17 protein-coding genes and 1 tRNA gene are annotated in these 17,744 nt (G+C 55.5%); 4 read left to right on the top strand and 14 right to left on the bottom strand.

What is annotated here, in order from left to right; genetic code table 11:
- Positions 1 to 24: 24 nt before the first annotated feature.
- The 7 genes from E1J53_RS18720 to E1J53_RS18690 all read right to left on the bottom strand — a co-directional run bounded on the left by E1J53_RS18720 (position 25) and on the right by E1J53_RS18690 (position 6,950).
- A complete protein-coding gene (locus E1J53_RS18720) occupies positions 25 to 1,755 on the bottom strand; it encodes a hypothetical protein (RefSeq protein ID WP_134274254.1) in 1,731 nt (576 codons plus the stop codon).
- The gene (locus tag E1J53_RS18715; RefSeq protein ID WP_145913044.1) at positions 1,752 to 2,342 is read right to left on the bottom strand and encodes a hypothetical protein; all 591 of its coding nucleotides are present in this window, start codon (positions 2,340 to 2,342) and stop codon (positions 1,752 to 1,754) included. Before E1J53_RS18715 ends, E1J53_RS18720 begins: the two co-directional genes overlap by 4 nt.
- Before the next feature lie 118 nt (positions 2,343 to 2,460).
- Positions 2,461 to 4,371 (bottom strand): hypothetical protein, encoded by a 1,911-nt coding sequence (locus E1J53_RS18710; protein ID WP_134274255.1) that lies wholly within the window; start codon positions 4,369 to 4,371, stop codon positions 2,461 to 2,463.
- Positions 4,368 to 5,762 (bottom strand): hypothetical protein, encoded by a 1,395-nt coding sequence (locus tag E1J53_RS18705; RefSeq protein WP_134274256.1) that lies wholly within the window; start codon positions 5,760 to 5,762, stop codon positions 4,368 to 4,370. The genes E1J53_RS18710 and E1J53_RS18705 overlap by 4 nt, the downstream gene beginning before the upstream one ends.
- Before the next feature lie 23 nt (positions 5,763 to 5,785).
- Entirely contained in the window at positions 5,786 to 6,280 is a 495-nt protein-coding gene (locus E1J53_RS18700; RefSeq protein WP_134274257.1) for a hypothetical protein, read from the bottom strand.
- 122 nt (positions 6,281 to 6,402) lie between these two features.
- A tRNA-Val gene (locus E1J53_RS18695) sits at positions 6,403 to 6,476 on the bottom strand.
- A gap of 132 nt (positions 6,477 to 6,608) precedes the next feature.
- Positions 6,609 to 6,950 carry a hypothetical protein gene (locus E1J53_RS18690; RefSeq protein WP_134274258.1) on the bottom strand — a complete coding sequence of 114 codons (342 nt, stop codon included), beginning with the start codon at positions 6,948 to 6,950 and terminating at the stop codon, positions 6,609 to 6,611.
- 110 nt (positions 6,951 to 7,060) lie between these two features.
- Between E1J53_RS18690 and E1J53_RS18685 the strand changes: the two genes are divergently transcribed.
- Positions 7,061 to 7,402, top strand: coding sequence for a hypothetical protein (locus E1J53_RS18685; protein WP_134274259.1), 342 nt, complete (start codon positions 7,061 to 7,063; stop codon positions 7,400 to 7,402).
- 323 nt (positions 7,403 to 7,725) lie between these two features.
- Here E1J53_RS18685 and E1J53_RS18680 read toward each other — a convergent pair whose 3' ends face one another.
- The 3 genes from E1J53_RS18680 to E1J53_RS18670 are packed head-to-tail and all read right to left on the bottom strand — an operon-like array spanning position 7,726 to position 9,261.
- Positions 7,726 to 8,235, bottom strand: coding sequence for a GIY-YIG nuclease family protein (locus tag E1J53_RS18680; protein ID WP_134274260.1), 510 nt, complete (start codon positions 8,233 to 8,235; stop codon positions 7,726 to 7,728).
- Positions 8,228 to 8,833, bottom strand: a complete 606-nt coding sequence (locus E1J53_RS18675; RefSeq protein WP_134274261.1) for a VRR-NUC domain-containing protein — start codon at positions 8,831 to 8,833, stop codon at positions 8,228 to 8,230. Before E1J53_RS18675 ends, E1J53_RS18680 begins: the two co-directional genes overlap by 8 nt.
- A complete protein-coding gene (locus tag E1J53_RS18670; protein ID WP_134274262.1) occupies positions 8,830 to 9,261 on the bottom strand; it encodes a hypothetical protein in 432 nt (143 codons plus the stop codon). The genes E1J53_RS18675 and E1J53_RS18670 overlap by 4 nt, the downstream gene beginning before the upstream one ends.
- A gap of 189 nt (positions 9,262 to 9,450) precedes the next feature.
- Here E1J53_RS18670 and E1J53_RS18665 point away from each other — a divergent pair, with 189 nt between their 5' ends.
- The 3 genes from E1J53_RS18665 (at position 9,451) to E1J53_RS18655 (ending at position 13,107) form a co-directional block, all read left to right on the top strand.
- A complete protein-coding gene (locus E1J53_RS18665; protein ID WP_134274263.1) occupies positions 9,451 to 9,828 on the top strand; it encodes a hypothetical protein in 378 nt (125 codons plus the stop codon).
- A 195-nt stretch (positions 9,829 to 10,023) separates the two neighbouring features.
- Complete coding sequence (locus E1J53_RS18660) at positions 10,024 to 11,607, top strand: hypothetical protein (protein WP_134274264.1); 1,584 nt, start codon at positions 10,024 to 10,026, stop codon at positions 11,605 to 11,607.
- Between the two features lie 57 nt (positions 11,608 to 11,664).
- On the top strand, positions 11,665 to 13,107 hold the full coding sequence (locus E1J53_RS18655) for a thioredoxin-like domain-containing protein (protein WP_134274265.1): 1,443 nt from the start codon (positions 11,665 to 11,667) through the stop codon (positions 13,105 to 13,107).
- Between the two features lie 605 nt (positions 13,108 to 13,712).
- Here the strand turns inward: E1J53_RS18655 and E1J53_RS18650 are convergent.
- The 4 genes from E1J53_RS18650 to E1J53_RS18635 are packed head-to-tail and all read right to left on the bottom strand — an operon-like array spanning position 13,713 to position 17,732.
- On the bottom strand, positions 13,713 to 14,459 hold the full coding sequence (locus E1J53_RS18650) for a copper homeostasis protein CutC (protein ID WP_134274266.1): 747 nt from the start codon (positions 14,457 to 14,459) through the stop codon (positions 13,713 to 13,715).
- Complete coding sequence (locus E1J53_RS18645) at positions 14,459 to 15,442, bottom strand: isoaspartyl peptidase/L-asparaginase family protein (RefSeq protein ID WP_134274267.1); 984 nt, start codon at positions 15,440 to 15,442, stop codon at positions 14,459 to 14,461. The genes E1J53_RS18650 and E1J53_RS18645 overlap by 1 nt, the downstream gene beginning before the upstream one ends.
- Positions 15,443 to 15,459: 17 nt before the next feature.
- Positions 15,460 to 16,050: a gluconate 2-dehydrogenase subunit 3 family protein gene (locus E1J53_RS18640; RefSeq protein WP_173021558.1), complete on the bottom strand. Its 591-nt coding sequence runs from the start codon at positions 16,048 to 16,050 to the stop codon at positions 15,460 to 15,462.
- A 2-nt stretch (positions 16,051 to 16,052) separates the two neighbouring features.
- Positions 16,053 to 17,732 carry a GMC oxidoreductase gene (locus E1J53_RS18635; protein ID WP_134274269.1) on the bottom strand — a complete coding sequence of 560 codons (1,680 nt, stop codon included), beginning with the start codon at positions 17,730 to 17,732 and terminating at the stop codon, positions 16,053 to 16,055.
- Positions 17,733 to 17,744: the final 12 nt, after the last annotated feature.

Here is a 17,744-nt window from a genome sequence, read left to right as displayed (position 1 = left end):
ATTGAAGTAAACGGGTTGATAGGGTTATTCATCGTGCTTCAGGTTGAGCGACAGGCGGGCCGCAAATGAAGAGAAAGAACACTTCGAGACCTTGCCCCAACCAAGCTGCGAGTTTACCCGGCGGCTGGGATCAAATGCAAAGTATTCCGGGATGGTCATGGACAGGACCAACGGCTCCTGTTCTTTGTAGGGCTCCACCGTTTCGAATTCCGTGAACTGATTGTTCATGGTGCCCTCGGGCAGCGGCCGGTTGTTCTGGTACAGGTCGCGTTGAATGACGGACCACGCAAAGGGGGCGTTGAGGAGTGCTGTCGGCCCATTGATCGGGGGCCCTTGGAGGATGTACCGTTCGCCCTGGTAGATGGTGGTGGCAACCGCGGCAAAACCCTGATTCGCGTAGCGGTCGGGGTTGGCTTGCATATCGGCTATGTTCGTGCTGACCTTGGAGACCTTGATCGGGCGAGGATCGCCGGTGGCGCAATAACGATCGTACACAATCGGAACCCCGTCGAAGTCGAGGTCTCGTTGCTGATCCATCCATTCGAACTCCTCCCGGCGGGGGAAGTCTTCAGGGTTGTTGGTAAAGTCGGTGCAGTCTTCAATGTCCGGGTGTGCGGAGACGTCCAGACCGTTGACCTCAAACCAGCTTATGTGCTCCAGGCGAAGGGTATTGCCCCGGACCCTGCGATAAATTTGCAGCCCCTCCAGGAATTCGAAGAAGTCTTCCAGGCTGATTTCCCCTTTGGTGGCGTTTTCGGCGGCGTCAGCGAGGAGAATATCGGTCTTCTGGAAGATCACCACCTCTTTGTAATTCTTCGCCGCCCGGTAAGCCGTATTGTTGACGTAGGGCGGAGCCGGATTGATCCCGAGAAAGTTGCTGACTATGTCGAGCCCGCAGTCGGCCACAAGCCCTTCCAAAATGTCCACCAGTAAAACCCCGTTGTCCGGGAGGTTCGCTTCGTCCTGGCCGAAGATGCTGAAGACTCGTTGCTCCTGGTAGGTGTAGGGATTGCCAACGGAAATATCTACCCGGCTATCTTGCACCGCCCCGGTGAACAGTTGGCGGGCCCACAGACCGCCCCCGAGCTGGACCCATCCCTCCCCGGGAGGCTGGAGGTTGGAAGTGAACTCTTCCCGCTGGAATTCTGCCGTATCTACGACCGTTACCGTAGTTTGTCCGAAAATGTCCGTCTCGACGGTCTTATCCAGCGTCCGGCGGGTAACTGTCCACCCAATATTATCCGGGAGGCATCCCGTTGGGGGATCGGAAGCAAGGTGGATAAGTGACTCAGGGAAATTGCCGGACGTGGTCCGGGTACACGTAACGACCTGGGAAGGCTCCCCAATAAGCACCCGGAGCGGGCCTAATGCCGGGAAGTTGAAAATGTTCTTTTCCGTCCGTAGGTTCTCCTCCAGACAATCGTTGTCTTCTACGTTGATCGGGGTAAAGGTGACGGCACCGTCCCGGGAAGTCCAATTGGCTGAACTTGCTGCGAGGATGCACTCGAAGCGGAGGACGGATTCGTGGTAAATCCGCAGTTCATGGCGAGAGCAAATCCCAACGGACTGATACGCCGCCCAAAAGAACTGGAAGTCCTCTTCGACAAAGGTGAGGTTCGTGTTTAGCTCCCGGCGGTAGTCAACCTTGCCGTCGGGCACGTCGTCGAAGACAATATCCGCCGCCAGGGGGTTCACCCGGCGTTCATTGTTGCCAACCACAACAAAGAATTGGTATGTGTCTTCGAAGGTGGTCATTCGCGGTAAGTGTTGATCGGACCAAGGGCTTCAGCAATCTCCGGAGTGATCCAGCTAAGGTGGTGGCGGCAGTTGTAGCCCCCGAGTACGACTTTCACGTCGGCACCGGGGATCTTCCCTTGCCACTCCTGATCCTGCCATTTGGTGATTTCGTCCCGGGTATAGACTCCCTGAACCCGAGCCCGACAGAAAGCCCGGGTGTTGTTCTTGATCGTTCCCGCGTAAAGGGCGTGAATAAGCCCGAGCCGGCGGGAGTAGTAGTTCTGCGTTGCCCGGTCTGAGCGGACAAAAACCTCGCTGGCGTTCCGCTGAAAGAACCGGCGGAGGAGTCCCCGGGAAAACATTTCTTTGAGACCTTCTAGGAGGAGGGCAAAGGAGGCAGCACCGATGATCGCGGACTGAATCCGGCTGAGCAAGGCCGAGCGGACGGAATTCATCCGGCTAACCTCGTCGAGCCACGATCCCTTTTTGATCTTCCCCCGAACATACCCAAGCCCAGCCAATACCCGGTTGGCGGCTTCTTCGTGTGGCCCGCCCTTCCGTACTTGGTTGAAGTACCGGCGATTTGCCCCGAGTACCTTCTTCACGGCGTCCACAATGAACCTCACCACTCCGGAAGATCGTTGCTCCCGTGTGAATTCGTCGAATAGCTGGTTTAGGGCATTGGCAAAAGCAACGTTCCCAGCCGTCGGCCGTAGGTTGCCGCTACTGTCCACCTTCAGCCCCGCCAGTTGAGACCCCAGCCGCAGGTTGAGGGACTTCTCCGCCTTGAGGACTTCCTCCGCGAGTTGGCGGTCCAGCCTCCGGATTAGTGCGGCTCTCGCCCTCCTCGCCTTCTTCCAGTTCATCGGTAAATGGTTGTTGTGGTTCTGAATCAGTCGCCCGGATAATTTCTAGTTGGTCGAGCTTGGCCCGGATCAATCGCTTTTGCTGGGCAAAATCAATCTCGTAGAAGTTGGGCCGCTCTTCCAGGATTTCGGTTTTGACCGTGTCGAAGTTCTCCAGGAGCTTCCGGTCGTAGTCCTCCGGGCCCCGCTCTCTGCGAATTGCCTCGATCATGCCCTCGGGGAGTGACCGCCAAGGTCGATGCCGCTCAAAGGCCTTCATATTTTCAACGGAGGCCATGTTCCCGGCGTGTGTCTTCTCCGTGATCTCGCATTGAAAGGCGAAGATTGCCTCTTGGGTGGCCCCGGCGTCCTTGGCGGATGCAAGGCGGGCGATAAGCTGAGAAAGGCTTTCGAGCTTCAGGTTTTCGGGGAAGGAATGGCTCGGTTCTACTTCCCGGTTCATATACATCCCCGTAATCCGGACCACCTTCACCCATATCCGGGAGGCTTGTTGAGCTACCGGGAAAACCCGGTTGTTGATCTGGTCGGCCTCGATCAAGTTCTCTGTTGCTGTCTTTGAGACAACCGGGGTATTCTCTGCCTGGGCGGAGAAGATGGAAACAGGGATAGACCGCTTCAAGTCCTCAATTTCACCTTTGATCTCCCGGACGGTATCCAGGTCAGGCATTTCGTAATGATACAGTTTCTCCAGCGGGAAGATTTCGCCCGCGGCGTCGTAGTCAGGCATTACCAATTTGGTAACATTGGACTCGGTCCGCTTCTTTGATCCTGTCCCCTTACACTCCGGACAAATGTGCTTGTGTTCCCGGTTCTTGACCTCGTAGGGGTTCAGATAACCTCGTCCTTGACAGCTTCCTTTTTCACTTTCGTAATCGCACGGATCGTCGTACTCGTAACGGTGGGGGCGGACGTGGTTGTCAAAGGCCACGTCGTAAATGGCTTTTTTGTAGACCAGTTCGTCCAGGGTGTCGGAGGCCGGATCAATGGCGGAGACGCAATACTCACCAGACTCATGGAGGTATGCCCCCCAGCGGATGCCGGGAAATTCCGTGACCAGATTGTTTTCAACGGCCGTCACGATGTAGGTCTCTGAGTTTTCACCGTCGACGAAGTCAATCTCTTGCCCTTCTTCGGGGACTTGCCCCTCTTCCATTTCCTCGTAAACCAGGACAATGCCGGGGCCGTACAGCGTGAAGACCTTTACCTCCCTGTCTTCTTCCCGGCTCAGGACTTGGGCCCGGATGATCCATTGGGTAAGACCGTTGACTTCCTGCTTGCGGACAATCTCGGAGCTTGGCACTTCGATAGGGAAGACAGACATTCCCCGGACGGCCACAGCGTCCCGTTCAACGTCAACACCAACTACCAAATACCCGTTGGGGTCGGAAAACTCCATAATCGGTTGCCGCTTCTTGATGTACTCGAAAAGGGACTCTCCGCCGTGGAAGTTGTCAATGGCTTCCCGGACTGCCTCCTCTTCCTCCTCACCAATTACTGACCGGATGCCGTCCACGCGGTAAATCTTCCGGTAGAAAGAACGGACGGGATTGATGCAGGACTTCGTGACCGGCTTGTAAACCCGGATTCGGTGCTCCTTCTCCCGGTCGGTTTCGTCGGGGCGAACATTGCGGACCCAATCTTCCTGATCCTTACCGGATACCATTCGATTAAGCCACACAGACATTTCGCGGACGGTATCCAGGTGCTTGAAGGTGTCCTCCTCCAAGATTGCCAACCGGATTTCCTCCTTTGCTTCTTCGATGGTCATGCGTATTCCAGTTTTTTGCGGCCGATAAATTTGAAAACCATTCTCATTGCCAGGGCGTCGGTAAAGTCAGGAGACCGGCCAATGTCTCTTCGTATGTCGTCCTTTCGCTTGAGGCGGAGTCGCCCTTCTTCATCGAGGGACAACCTTTTGATTTGCTGCATTTCCTCTTCAATCAGTTCCCGGGTGCCCGGGGATATGTCCGCAGCAAAGCCGATTGTCCCGTCGGTCACTTCCTGGGCAAAGTGGTAAAGGCATTGCGTTTTCAGGTTTTGGTAGTTTTCGACCTGACCTTTGTACTTCATAGGGGAGCCGCCGTTCACAAACGGGCGGGAGTGCGGAAGGAAGCCGCCTTTCCCCCCGACAAACCCGCCGACGCCGTCGGAATCGTAAGTGATGTTTCGCTCCTTCACCTTGAAGCGGCGTTGTAGCTCCTTGATCTTATCCAGAACTTCCCGGCCCCCGGACTTCTCCATGAACTCCAGATGGATCACGACGGAGCCCTCCCATACAGTAATTACGAAAAGGTCGGAGCCGCGGAGTGCGACGTCTGCCGTCAAATACCGCTGACCGGCAGGGACCAAATGGCGGGAGTCGAAAAAGCTCTGAATGTCGTCGTACTCGATCAACGCGAGGGGGTCGTCGTCGTACTCGAAGTTTCCCCACAAAAGCCGCTCCTGCATCTGCTTACCCAGCCGGAGGAGGTTTTCGACGTAGATGCCCGCCCCGGTGTTTATGTCGGAGGAGTGGAGCTTGCGGAACTTGCGGAAATACTTAGGCCTCTTGAGCCGGTCGATTGCCAGGGCCGGGACAAACTTGGCGTCCTTCGTTTCCTTGCCTTCCCGGAAAGGGACATAAAATCGTTTGTAAAAATGCCCTTTATCCGGGTTGGATGCCTCCAGGATTTTGGGTGTGATCTGGTACTCCTCATTCTTCCATCGGCCAATACGGGAGTAAAGGACTTCAATGTAGGTGTAGGGGATTTCATAGCTTTCGTCGATGAATCCCCCGGTAAAGAGTAGTGAACCGAAGGAGCCCCCGAGCGGATCGGAGGGTTTGTACTTCAGGTCAAGCAAAACGATTTCGGAACCGTTCTGGAAAAATATCGTACTGCTGTTCTCATTGAACCGGCCCCGCTGGAATTCCGGCACCCCGTAGGCGTCGCAAAACTCGTAATAGCTGACCAGGGTAGATTGCTTCAGTCGCTTTAACTCCTTACGGCCGAAGAAGTACCGAACCCCGGGATAACGGTTGCACATCATCCACACCCAGGCGGCACCGTTGAAAGACTTTCCTCCACCGCCACCACCACCGAAGCCAATAGACCGGGTAGTCTTATCGAAAAGATAGGCCCAAGCCTGTTCCTGAGCGGAAGACTGAACCTGAAAATCCATAACCTTGCCTTGCGGTGGCTGGCTCATTCTTCCTCTTCTGAATTTGTGGGTTTGCTGAAGTTGATTGATTGAATACCGACCTGAGCTTCTACCTTCGTTTCCTGCTTATCGGATTGACCGAGGCGATTCTTGCCCAGCCAAATCAACATTGCCGGATGCTTTTCACCTTGCCCTAGTTCGTACTGCTTGAGCCTGATTTCAGCATTGCCTTTAGCCTGGAATCTCTCTTTTACTTCCGAAGTTTTCGAAACGCCATAATGCTCCTTCACCCGGGCGTAGAAATAGCCCTCATTGAACCCGAAAAATGCCGATGCCTCCCTGACCGAAGACCCCGCAGTCATAAGCTTCTCGAACTCATTCCAGTCTATCTTTCTGAGCTTTTCCGCCCTGTAATCCTGGAAATTCTTTTTATGAATCGATTTAATCCGGTTCCTGATGGTGTCGGCATGAACCCCGCAAACCTTAGCGATTTGAAAAGCGTCCGCCCCTTGTTCGAGGAGACGGTCTACAAGGTCCATGTCGATTTTAATCTTTCCCGGCATAGGCAGAAACAATAATGCCCCGGGCGAACACCTTTGCAAGGCAAAGGCAGCAGCTTAGGGCAAGGCAATCCCTTGTTGAGGGATCAAAAGAGAACGAGTAGCGGGAGCAGGATTCGAACCTGCGATCTCCGGGGTAGTTATCCCGGCGAGATAACACGCTTCTCCACCCCGCAGACGCAAGGTAAATGATGAAGTAGTGGAATTTTTGGTCTTTTAGTAAACTTATCCGGCAAAAGGAGCGTTTGGATTCTATTGCTAAGGAAAGGCCCCCAACCGAACAAGTTTCGGAAGGGGGCTTTCTGATTTATATCTCTTGCGTTGCCCTTTTGTCCTTGAGATTGATCTTCAGGACATCCAAAGGCCAATCATTGGCCTGGAGCCAATCTTGCATTTCTTGGAGGCGTCTTTCCATTTTTTCGACTTCTATCTCCATCGCTGCGGCTATCGCTTTCTCCGCGTCCTCCCTCGTGGCTCTTATGCTAATGTTTTCGGGCAAGTAGGTTCGCTGCCTCCCTCTCCGGCCAATCACCCACGATTCCGCGATATTGAAGTCGTAGACTTGGTATTTGTTGATCTTCAGGTCTTTCCTGTCAACGTAAAAAACAGGCTTCAACTGGACCTCGACTTCGTTACGGATTACTGTCATTGCTAAGGAATTTTTGAGCAATCGGTTTTTCATGCTCTATTCCCATACAAAACAAATACTCTAATAAGATTGTTGTACTTTTACTGAAATTAATGAAATAAATTTCTGCAATGAATCGTCAAGACCTCAAAGAACTAGTGGGATACCCCAGTGCAAATAAGAAGTTTTCCTACAAGGACGTAATCCCGGAAAGCCCTTACAATAATCGACCAAGAGACTTCCGTCGAAAGCTGGACAAACTGGATGACGTCACAGTCATGTTGGAACGGATGGGGATTTCTGTGGTATTAGTGCCTTCAGATTATTGTGACCTGATCCGGAACCTACTCCAGTCAAATGCTTTGAAAAATGCTCCTAAAGAGCGGGTGTCTAGCGAAAAAGCCCTGGAGATTGTCGACGAAATCTTTAGCTCTTATCGTCCGGAAGATTCGCCGGCTCCCGCAGCCGGATAAGGTCTTGCGACAAAGGGCATGATAGGTTTACCTTATGCTCCTCCGACCAAACTTCATCCATCATCCGGCGGTAGTGCTTCCTTTGGTTGCCATAATCAGTCTTTCCTAAATTGGTGTCAAACCAGTCGGAGAAATCCCGCACGGATTGATGAAGCGTTCGGTCTTGCTTTGCTTGACCGATGTACAGAACGATGAATAGTATTTTCTTTTCGAGCGATTGCCGGGAGAGCACCCGGATAATCGCCACCCACCGAACATCCCAAAAGTAGGCCTCGAAGTCTTCCCCGGTTGCGTCGGTCGCCTGGAAGGTTTCGAAGATTGTCTTAATGGTGTCTACCAAAGACAGATTTGTAAAACGGTCGAGACTGTGCGGAGCCATCTTGCACGATAAAAAGAATGAAATGAAAGTCGACCGTCAACGGAGGTAAAGATAAAACATATAATGAAACGGCGCATAATATACCTATCTGAAGCAGCCAAAAAGCCAGCCAATAGGTGCGGATTTGAATACGGATGCTTGCCGCCTGACTTGGGTAGAGTAGGAAGTATTCGGTCCGTCCGGACTTCGGATCGTCGTTGATCTCTTCGACCCGCCGGTCGGTATCCGAGCTAATCCCGATTTTGTAGATGTTCTTGAAAAGACCAGGGGAGGGGGCTTTTCTTATGTCCCAAATTCTGTATTCGTCGTACTTCTTGTGAAGGCGTTTCTCGAAGGCCTCAGCAAAGGGAACCTTCAGGGCAATCCTTTTCTTTACCATGAGACTCTTCCGTCGGGAACGGCCCCTGGATGAAAAGCGGGCATGAAGCTGATAGACCTCCCGGTAGTCAAACATTGCCCCGGCTTTTCTTTATTCTGCTCTTCCGGTAGGCTTTGATGTCAAGAAGACTGCCTTCTTCCAGGTATTGCCGGACAATCGCCTGAAATTCTTCTTCGGTTTTGGCATCGGTGGCTGCATATCCAACGCGCCGCATTTGCTCTTGAAACTCCCGTTGGTTTTTCCGCAAATACTGTCCGGGCCTTTTAAGCTCTATCCAGAGTCCGGGGTACTCACCGGAAGGCACCGCAAGAAGAAGATCACTTGCTCCTGGGACTACGCCTTCGGCTTTGTTCCTGGCTCCCTTTATTGCCCGCTGCTTGGCGTCTCCGGTCTCTCTTCCCCCGTTCCGGATCGCAATTAAGTGTTTTGGGTACTTCACTCTGTACTGAGCCTGAAACCAAGCCACGCACCGAACCTGAATTTTGCTTTCGCCTTGGTTTTTTTTCTTGGCGGGAGCCTTTGGCAAGGTCTCCCCGGCCATGTGCGCCCGGACTGCTTCCCGGTTGCTCTGGATAGCTTGGCTGTTCTTCTCCTTCCGCTTTTTGGCATAGCCGCCGGAGCCGTCCGGGACCAAGCCTTTGAGGAGGAGGTCTTTTTCGGTGAACTTGGTCATAGCGGACGATTGATATATTCGACTAGATCGGCCTGAGCTTGGGCACGATCGGAAATAATGTCAGCGCAATGGCTGATAAAGTCGAGCCTTGACTTTTGGTAGACAATTGAAGCCGGATGCGGAACATAGGTGCCTGGAACCAACCATTTTTTGAGTCTTTGCTCGACCATTCTTCCGCAAAAAGCATAAACGATCAAGCCCCCGGTCTTCTCATAAAACCTTTCGACCTGATTAAAAAACCATCTTTCTTGCTCTTCCGCTTCTTCTCCGGATGGGAGATATTCGCATTGGTACAGATTGACTTTTTTAAACTCCCATCCCGGGGGGAGCAGCTTGATTATATCGTCAACTACGGAGCCGGAAAGCGTTGAGCTATCAAGAGCCTTCTTCCCCGGCTTAAAGTGTACCCCAGTAAATACAACAGTCATTTCGTAAAATTTAAACCATTGATCCACCAGGGCCTCCGGACTGCCCATCGTTCCCCGGACCCTGGAAAATCAGGTAGAGGAGGATTCCGACGGCGATGAAAAAGGCGTATTCCATGGTGCGTTTTTTGAAATAAGGCAAGGCTGCAACGGCTACACTCAGACCGCAGACAGACCTTGCCCTGAAACCAGATGTATTTCGTTTTCTCGCTTTGCTGGCGGGTAGTTGGCCTTGACGTGTTCGGCAACCTGACGGAGCCGGAGCAAGTAGGGCCCGGCCAAACCGTTTATTCCTGCGTACCCCTCGATGCGGTAGGCATGGCCGCAGATAAATTTTTTCATGTTCACCAGTTCGTCAGTCACCCCGGGGACGATCCCCCGGAGATTGATTGCGATAGGGTGCGGGTGACTGTCGAAGATGGAAAGACAGTAGGTAAGGTTCTGGTGATGCTTCTCGCAAAGCTCTTGGCTGAAGCGGGCTTGCGTGTGCTCAGACCAGTTGACAGTTTGACGGCCGTGGCGTGGATTTCTATTCCCCATTACACGGCGAGATTAAAGCGGTCAACGTAATTCCAGTACAGTTCCATGTCCGTTGCGATTGTTCGAACTTGACCGCCTAATCCGCTCTAAAAAGGGTCGTTTCTCGCAAGAGAAACGGCCCTTTGTGATTTTGGTTAAGGCCTACTTCAAGATTGGTACATTCTTTACCTTTGCGTCCTCATTTTCAAGCCGCTATCTTGCTTGATTCCCCCCCAAACCATCGTGATGAAAAGGACCCTACACCTCACCGTAACTCTTCTACTACTACTATCCGTTATAACCTACGGCCAAACCCCCGTGGCCCTGGGAGATTATAATCCCGGCCCCGAAGATGCCTTCAGCCGGTTTGACTTCACCACCGTTGAGCTTGACGGCGGTTTTCTGCTGCTGGCCGATGACGGACAGACCGGCGCCGAGCTCTGTATCCTCCGCGACGGATCCCTCAGCCTGGTCAAGGACATCAATCCGGGCACGGAATCCTCCGACATCGGGTCCTTTACCGAAAAGGACGGATGGGTTTACTTCACGGCCTTTGATACCATCAATGGCGGCGCCATCTGGCGAACGGACGGCACCGAAGCGGGCACGGAACTCGTCTTTGACCCCGATACCACCAATGCGACCCGGAACGTTGACGAAATGATCCTGGCGGAGAATGGATACCTCTACTTTACCTACGACCTTGAACTCTACCGGACGAACGGCAGCGAGCACGAACGGATCGGTGGCCCCGCTCGCTTCTCGGCTCCCTTCAATTATCGTTACGATTACTTCACGACCTACGAAGACGGTGTAGCCTTCCTCTACGCCGAGTCCTTCGCCGATTCGATCAGCCTCTTTGCCGCCACGGATACCATCCGGCGCCTGGCCGCAACCCCCGAGCAGGACGGTTCCTACACCTGGTTTGGCTTGCAAAACGTGCGGGACGGATTGATTTTCAGTCTCGTTAACAGCCGGCCCGGTCGTGCTCAGACCGGTATCTACGTCTACCGCCCCGCCGCCGATACCCTGGTTACGGTCACGGCCGACGATAACATCTTTATTGCCTCCTGGCTACCGATGAATGACTCCCTGACGATCGGTATGGTGTCCGGAGACGGCTACTACGCCTTCACCGGTGACGATAACCCGACGAAAATTTACGACGGGTCCACTACGGCCCTGGCGGCCGGCCAGACCATCACCAATCTTTCCCTGGGCGATCAGCTGATCTGGCAGGTGAATGGCGGGTCCTTCCAGGATGACCTGATGGGCATCACGGACGGAACCCCGGAGGGAACCCGGATCATCGAAGAGCTGGAAGATCCCTTCCCGTCCAACATCATCGCCACCAATCGGTACGTCTTCTTTGCCAGTGGTACCTCCAATGGTTTTCAGCCCATCCTTTACTATTACGATCTGGAAACCGGCGAAACCGTCGAGTTCTACGAAGCGGTGGAACGATCACTCAACCTCACCTCCATCATCTTTGTGGGCGTGCAGGGAGACCTGATCTACTACATCAGTAACCTAAACCCCGACACGGGCCGTGAGCTCTACGCCATCGACCCGGGTCTGGATCTGTCCACCTCCACACCAGTCGTGGAGGAAACCCTTGACCTACTCCTTACGCCGGATGGCGCTACCGTCCGGGACGACCGTGACCGGGAAGTGAGGGTGAATTTCTTCGACCTGTCCGGTCGTAACCTGGGGAACCTGACCGGCCGCACCAACCAGCTCTTCCCGTACCCCGACTACCGGGGGGTGCTGGTGGCTCTTTTTACCGTGGACGGACGGACGACGGCCCGGAAAATTACCGTGCACCGATAGCGCCCCGGCCCGCTTGCCGGATATGCTTACTATTTTTGCCTCCGCAAAAAAAATACCATGCGTACACTTGTCTTCAGCCTGTTTACTTTGCTTTTATTCTCCTGTAACGGGAACGACGCAACTTCCGCCGCCGGGGTAGCTGCTCCGGTGAGTGCCCAGGAGGATCGCGATTTGGAGTTGCCCAACATCAAGTTGAACATTGCTGGCACTAATCCGGCCGGTGCCCTGCTCATCGGGCAGTACGCCGATCAGCAATTCCGGGCGGATTCCGGCGTCGTGCAGGGAAATATGCTGGTCTTTACCCGCAATCAGCCCTACCGCCCCGGGCATTACTTTGCCTACTTCGCGGACGGTACTACGGTCCAAATGCTCATCGATGCCGACCAGCAGTTTACCATGACCGCCCAGGGCGGAGATATTCTGGGTTCCATGCAGGTAGAAGGCAGTGAAGACAACGCTCTGCTGTACGACGCCCTGCGTTTCGAAGCGTCCCAGCAGGACGACTTCCGCCGGGTCGGGCAGGCGCTCCGTTCACTTTCGGCGGGCACTCCGGAATACAACAACTTCAAGGCGGAGCGCGACCAACTCGTGGCCCAACGCCAGGAATACCTGGAAAGTCTCTTTGCCAAGGCGCCGAACTCTCTGTTTACCAGCTTTAAGCGGGGTGGACAAAATCCTACCCTGAAGGAAATCCGCGGAGCGAACGGGCAGATAGACGAAGCAGCCCAGGTAGCCGCCTATCGCTACGACTTCTGGGACGGCGTCAATTTTGCGGATAACCGCCTGCTGGCTACTCCGGTGATCATCAATAAGCTGAAGCGCTACATCACGGAGCTGACGCCCCAAAATGCCGACTCCATCAAGAAATCGGCCGATTTCCTGATGAATAAGGTGCTGAACCACCCCGATTACTATAAGTTCTTTGCCAACTGGATCACCCTGAACTACGAGCCCGGGCAATCAACGGTGATGGACGCGGACGCCATCCACGTGCACATGATCACCAACTACTTCACCCGGGAACGCGCCTTCTGGGCGGACAGCATGACGGTTTACGGACTGCAGGACCGTGCCAGTCAGATGGCCCAGAGCCTGGTCGGCCTCCCCGGACCCAACATTACGGTGACCGACGATAAGGGGCAGTCCCGTACGCTCTATGATTTGGATGCCGACTTCATCCTGGTGTACATGTTCAACCCGGATTGTGATCACTGCCAGGAAGAAACCCCGAGGCTGGTACAGTGGTACCAACAACACAAAAATCAGGTGGACGTATACGCCATCGCCCTGGATACGGAGGACGCGAAGTGGAAGAACTTCATCCGTCAGTATAACATGGGGCAGTTCACCAATGTCTACGACCCGTCCAATCGCTCAATCTTCAAGACGTATTACGTGGACAATACTCCGGAACTGTACCTGCTGAACAAGGACCGGATCATCATCGCAAAGAACCTCAAAGTTAGTCAGCTGGACCAGGCGATGACCTTTACCCGCTAGGGCAGAAATTTCCCGGCCTCGGCCGGTCCTGCTACATTCCTCCCATTTTTGTGAGGGCCGTGCCCCAACTATACGCATAGTTGGGGCACGGTTATGTACGGTGGTATTTGGGCTGGGATTCCGCTCCGCGAACGACAAAGGCTGGTTAAATTTGGGTCATTACCCAAAAAGTGAAATTTTATTCTTGCATAAATTGCACGAAAAAAAATTTCTTTAATATCTTTAACGAAGATTTATTGTGGTATTCTTCGGAAGTTTCAAGCGTTTCTCAAAAAAGGACAGACCTACATTCTCCCTAAATTTGACCTCCTCCCGGGGGTAACGCGGCTTCTTATGGGTACCACCCCATAAGCTTCTCTCTCGTGTTCAATAAGCCTTCCTCATTTTTAAACTGGTTTCGTACTGCCCTTCGGGGCAGGGTTACGGCAATGGTTTTTCGGAACCAGGCCGCTGCCGTACGAACAAGACTTCATACTCAATAATTCCCTTGGATTTAGCGTAAACTATTTTTCTCTCATGTTCATAAACCTCGCAATCCTGGCCCATCCCTCGGCCGGGATTGCTGCTTTTTGGGCCTCACCGAAAGTGCAGGACTACTCCCGCCTTCAGGTGGTGGTGAGCGCCCGGAAGAAGTGCTCCACCTCCGCGGTTGCGGTCACCATGCGTTCGTATTCCGGTAGCCCGGGAATGCCCATGTAGACCTTGGCGTTGCGGTGCTGCATCCGGCTTTCGAGGGGGGCGAAGGCCGTGGCGTGAAATTCCCGGACACCAGTTTCGCGCAGGACCCGGGCGACGTTTTCGGGGGTGATGCCACATCCCGGAAGGATTCCGATGCGGCCGGCGGCGCGCTGGTGCAGCGTTTTCAGTAGGGCCAGGCCCTCCGGTACGGTGGCGGCCTGTCCGCTGGTCAGGATCCGGTCAACCCCGAGATCAATCAGGGTTTCCAGGGCGGATAGGGGATTCCGGCAAACGTCAAAGGCCCGGTGAAAGGTTACCGCAAGATCCCCGGCTGTTTCCCGCAGGCTTTGCACCTGCGCTTGCGCCACGTCTCCCTCCGGCGTCAGCAGGCCAAATACCACTCCGGTGACCCCAACGCGCTGGCAAAATTCAATGTCCTGGTGCATTTGTTCCAGCTCCCGTTCGGTGTAGTCGAAATCTCCTCCCCGCGGCCGGATCATGACCATAATGTCGATATCCACGGCGTCACGACACTGGGAGATGCTGGCCGGACTGGGCGTGATGCCCCCCTCCACCAGGGCCGCACAGAGTTCCACCCGTTGGGCACCACCGCGCTGCGCCGCCACGGCGTCGTCGACGGATTGCAGGCATACTTCGAAGGTAACGTCCGACATCAGATTCTACTTGGGGGTTTGTGCATGGTGTTGGGGGTGTCCTGGTCTTGCAGGGCATAGTCAAAACCGGGCTGGATGCAGTAGGCACCCGTCCGGCCGTATTTATCCAGGGCGATGAAGCCCACCTGAATATCCCGCCAGTCGGGATTCTTTTCGATCACCCTTTCGCAGGCCAGCCGGCAGGCGTCTTCCGGAGGGTGTCCCTGCCGCATGAACTCCACCACCAGGAAACACCCGCAGGCCCGGATCACGGCTTCTCCCCAGCCGGTGGCCGTGGCCGCGCCCACGGCATTATCCACGTAGAGGCCGGCTCCGATGATGGGGCTATCGCCCACCCGGCCGTGAAACTTGTAGGCCGCTCCGCTCGTGGTGCAGGCGCCCGCCAAATCACCGTTCTCGTCCAGGGCCAGCAGCCCGATGGTATCGTGGTTTTCGACGTTGATCGGTGGCAGATAGCCGGGGTTTTCCACCTTCCATTTTTCGTAGTCCTGTTTGCTTTTCTCGGTCGATAGATCGGTCACTTCCATGCCTTCGGCGACCGCCAGGTCCTGTGCACCCTGGCCCACGATCATCACGTGGGGGGTGCGCTCCATCACGATGCGGGCCAGGGAAATGGGGTGCAGGATCCCCTCCACGGCGGCTACGCTGCCGCAGTCTCCACTGGGCCCCATAATGGAGGCGTCCAGGGTAATGATTCCGTTCCGGTCGGGGTAAGCCCCCCGCCCAACGGTGCGGACCTTCGGGTCCGCCTCGGTCACCCGGACGCCGGCCTCCACGGCGTCCAGCGCGTTACCGCCCCGGTTGAGGACCTCCCAGGCGGCCGCATTAGCGGCCTGGCCGTGCTGCCAAGTGGAGATGACGACGGGCTTTTTGACGGGAGGTGGGGTGGCGGCTGCCGGTTCATCGGTGCAGCGCGTCAGCAGCCCGGCGGTCCCCAGGGAAAGGGGCAACAACCCCAGAAATGTTCTTCTAGTTTTCTTCATATTCTCGTGGTGCGTAATCAAAGTGACCAGGCCTTACCTACCTCCTCGTAGGGGATACAGGGATCATATCCACCTGGCGTGGGTAAAAAGGCAAGGACATCTTCCCCAATCGGTTTCGAGGCAAAATACCCCAGCATGATGAGTTCCTTGCACTTAAAGAGGGTCCGGTAGGCATAATGTCGGTCCTCCGCCGATGATCCGGGAGGTGGGGTTTGTTCCATAAGCTGTTTGATCTCCCGCTGTTCGTCTTCGGGAAGGTCCAGCATTTGCCGTAAGAGGGCCACGGCATCGTGCTGGAGGTTCTCCCGCCAATTTTCCTGTAACCGGTGCAAGCCGACCCGCCATTCCCGCTGGGCGGAAGAATCAAAAACCTGATCTACGAAACGATCAACGAACCGGTGAGCACCGACCGCCCGGGCTCCCGGAATGTCGGTGGCGGGCAGAAAGGCTTCCCCGAGTTGCGCGAGAAAATCCCCCTCCGCTTCGGTGTGAAAGTCGGGCCGCCACACCTCCGTGGCGGCGCTTTCCCGGCAGGCGGTTCCCCAACCCAGGAGGGTGGCGGAGGCCACCGAGTATCCCATAATCTGGATGGCTTTTCTTCGGTCCATGATCAGAGCTTTCCTTGCTTGAGTTGTTCGCGGGCGTAGGCTGCCGCCCGGGCCGTGAGGGCCATGTAGGTCAGGGAGGGATTCTGACATGCGGAAGAGGTCATACAGGCACCGTCGGTGACGAAGACGTTCGGTACGGCGTGGATCTGATTGAAGGCGTTGAGCACCGAAGTTTCTGGGTCACGGCCCATTCTGGCTGTCCCCATTTCGTGGATACTCGACCCGAACCTGCTGGGGTTGTGGTTCATACTGACGTCCTCTACACCCGCAGCTTCCAGCATTTCGGCGGCGGTTTCGGCCATATCCCGGCACATGGCCAGCTCGTTGTCGCGGAAGCGGGCGTCGAATACGACCAGCGGCATTCCCCACGCATCCTTTTTCTCGGGGTGGAGGTACATCCGGTTGTCGTGATGGGGTAGGCATTCTCCGAATCCTCCGATGCCGATACCCCAGGAACCGGGCTCCAGGAGGGAGGTTTTGAATTCCGCTCCGAAGGCAAAGCTCGATTGCCCCCGCTGCCAGCCGGATCGTCCGGCACCTCCCTGGTATCCGTACCCCCGCAGGAACTTATCGGTGCGGGTGGCCGGACTGACGTTGCGAAAGCGGGGGAAATAGATACCGTTGGGTTTGCGCCCCCGGTAGTACTGATCCTCCATCCCCGGCACCCGGCCGCCGGCACCTCCGCCCATGATGTGATCCATGAGGTTGTGGCCCAGTTCTCCGCTGTCGTTACCAAGCCCGTCGGGGAAGCGGGCCGACCGGCTGTTGAGCAGGATGGCGGTGGTACCTATGGTAGACGCATTGAGGAAAATAATCCGCGCCCGGTACTGGTGTTCTTCCTTCGTGAGCCGGTCGATGACCCGCACGCCCGTCGCCCGCTCCCGGTCGGGATCGTACGCCACTTCGGATACAATGCTGTCCGTACGGACGGTCAGGTTACCGGTAGCCATCGCGGCGGGGAGGGTGGAGGACTGGGTGCTGAAATATCCGCCGTAGGGGCAACCCCGATCGCAGCGATTTCTCACCTGGCAGGGCATCCTGCCGGGGAGGGCCGTGGTGGCGTTCGCCACCCGCCCGGGAATGATCATCCGCTCCGGCCATCGCTCCTGAATGCGGTCACTGACCCACTGCTCGGCACAGTTCAGGGGAAAGGGCGGAAGGAATTCTCCGTCCGGCAATTGAGGGAGCCCCCGACGATCGCCACTGATCCCCGCGAAACGCTCGACGTAGCCGTACCATTTTTCCAGGTCCCGGTACCGGATCGGCCAGTCCACCCCGTGCCCATCTTCCTGGTTGGCCCGAAAATCGAGGTCGCTCCAGCGGTAGGAATGCCGCCCCCAGATCAGGGAACGGCCACCCAGTTGGTACCCGCGCAGCCAGCGAAAGGGGCGTTCCTGTTCGTAGGGATGTTCCACTTCACTGGCCACGAAATGAAGGCGGTCTTTTTTTGCCGCCGGATGGCCGGGATGCTGTAAGCGTTCTTCGGCCGTCAGGTAACCCTTCAGGGGAAAATGCCAGGGATCTTTTTCCGCCGTGGGGTAATCCTTCCGGTGCTCCACGTGCCGTCCACGGTCAAGGAGCAATACCTTTAATCCTCCTTCGCACAGTTCCTTGGCGGCCCAGCCGCCACTGATGCCGGAGCCCACTACGATGGCATCATACGTTTGCGGTCTGGTCTGCATGGGGCTTGATGG

It is taken from the genome of Lewinella sp. W8 (genome assembly GCF_004375085.3).
Lineage (GTDB): Bacteria > Bacteroidota > Bacteroidia > Chitinophagales > Saprospiraceae > Neolewinella.
This window is presented reverse-complemented; position numbering and strand designations above follow the sequence as displayed.

Coding starts and splice junctions, on each gene's coding strand:
- E1J53_RS18720 (WP_134274254.1), bottom strand. CDS start 1,755: ATGACCACCTTCGAAGACACATACCAATTCTTTGTTGTGGTTGGCAAC.
- E1J53_RS18710 (WP_134274255.1), bottom strand. CDS start 4,371: ATGACCATCGAAGAAGCAAAGGAGGAAATCCGGTTGGCAATCTTGGAG.
- E1J53_RS18705 (WP_134274256.1), bottom strand. CDS start 5,762: ATGGATTTTCAGGTTCAGTCTTCCGCTCAGGAACAGGCTTGGGCCTAT.
- E1J53_RS18700 (WP_134274257.1), bottom strand. CDS start 6,280: ATGGACCTTGTAGACCGTCTCCTCGAACAAGGGGCGGACGCTTTTCAA.
- E1J53_RS18690 (WP_134274258.1), bottom strand. CDS start 6,950: ATGACAGTAATCCGTAACGAAGTCGAGGTCCAGTTGAAGCCTGTTTTT.
- E1J53_RS18685 (WP_134274259.1), top strand. CDS start 7,061: ATGAATCGTCAAGACCTCAAAGAACTAGTGGGATACCCCAGTGCAAAT.
- E1J53_RS18680 (WP_134274260.1), bottom strand. CDS start 8,235: ATGTTTGACTACCGGGAGGTCTATCAGCTTCATGCCCGCTTTTCATCC.
- E1J53_RS18675 (WP_134274261.1), bottom strand. CDS start 8,833: ATGACCAAGTTCACCGAAAAAGACCTCCTCCTCAAAGGCTTGGTCCCG.
- E1J53_RS18670 (WP_134274262.1), bottom strand. CDS start 9,261: ATGACTGTTGTATTTACTGGGGTACACTTTAAGCCGGGGAAGAAGGCT.
- E1J53_RS18665 (WP_134274263.1), top strand. CDS start 9,451: ATGTATTTCGTTTTCTCGCTTTGCTGGCGGGTAGTTGGCCTTGACGTG.
- E1J53_RS18660 (WP_134274264.1), top strand. CDS start 10,024: ATGAAAAGGACCCTACACCTCACCGTAACTCTTCTACTACTACTATCC.
- E1J53_RS18655 (WP_134274265.1), top strand. CDS start 11,665: ATGCGTACACTTGTCTTCAGCCTGTTTACTTTGCTTTTATTCTCCTGT.
- E1J53_RS18650 (WP_134274266.1), bottom strand. CDS start 14,459: ATGTCGGACGTTACCTTCGAAGTATGCCTGCAATCCGTCGACGACGCC.
- E1J53_RS18645 (WP_134274267.1), bottom strand. CDS start 15,442: ATGAAGAAAACTAGAAGAACATTTCTGGGGTTGTTGCCCCTTTCCCTG.
- E1J53_RS18640 (WP_173021558.1), bottom strand. CDS start 16,050: ATGGACCGAAGAAAAGCCATCCAGATTATGGGATACTCGGTGGCCTCC.
- E1J53_RS18635 (WP_134274269.1), bottom strand. CDS start 17,732: ATGCAGACCAGACCGCAAACGTATGATGCCATCGTAGTGGGCTCCGGC.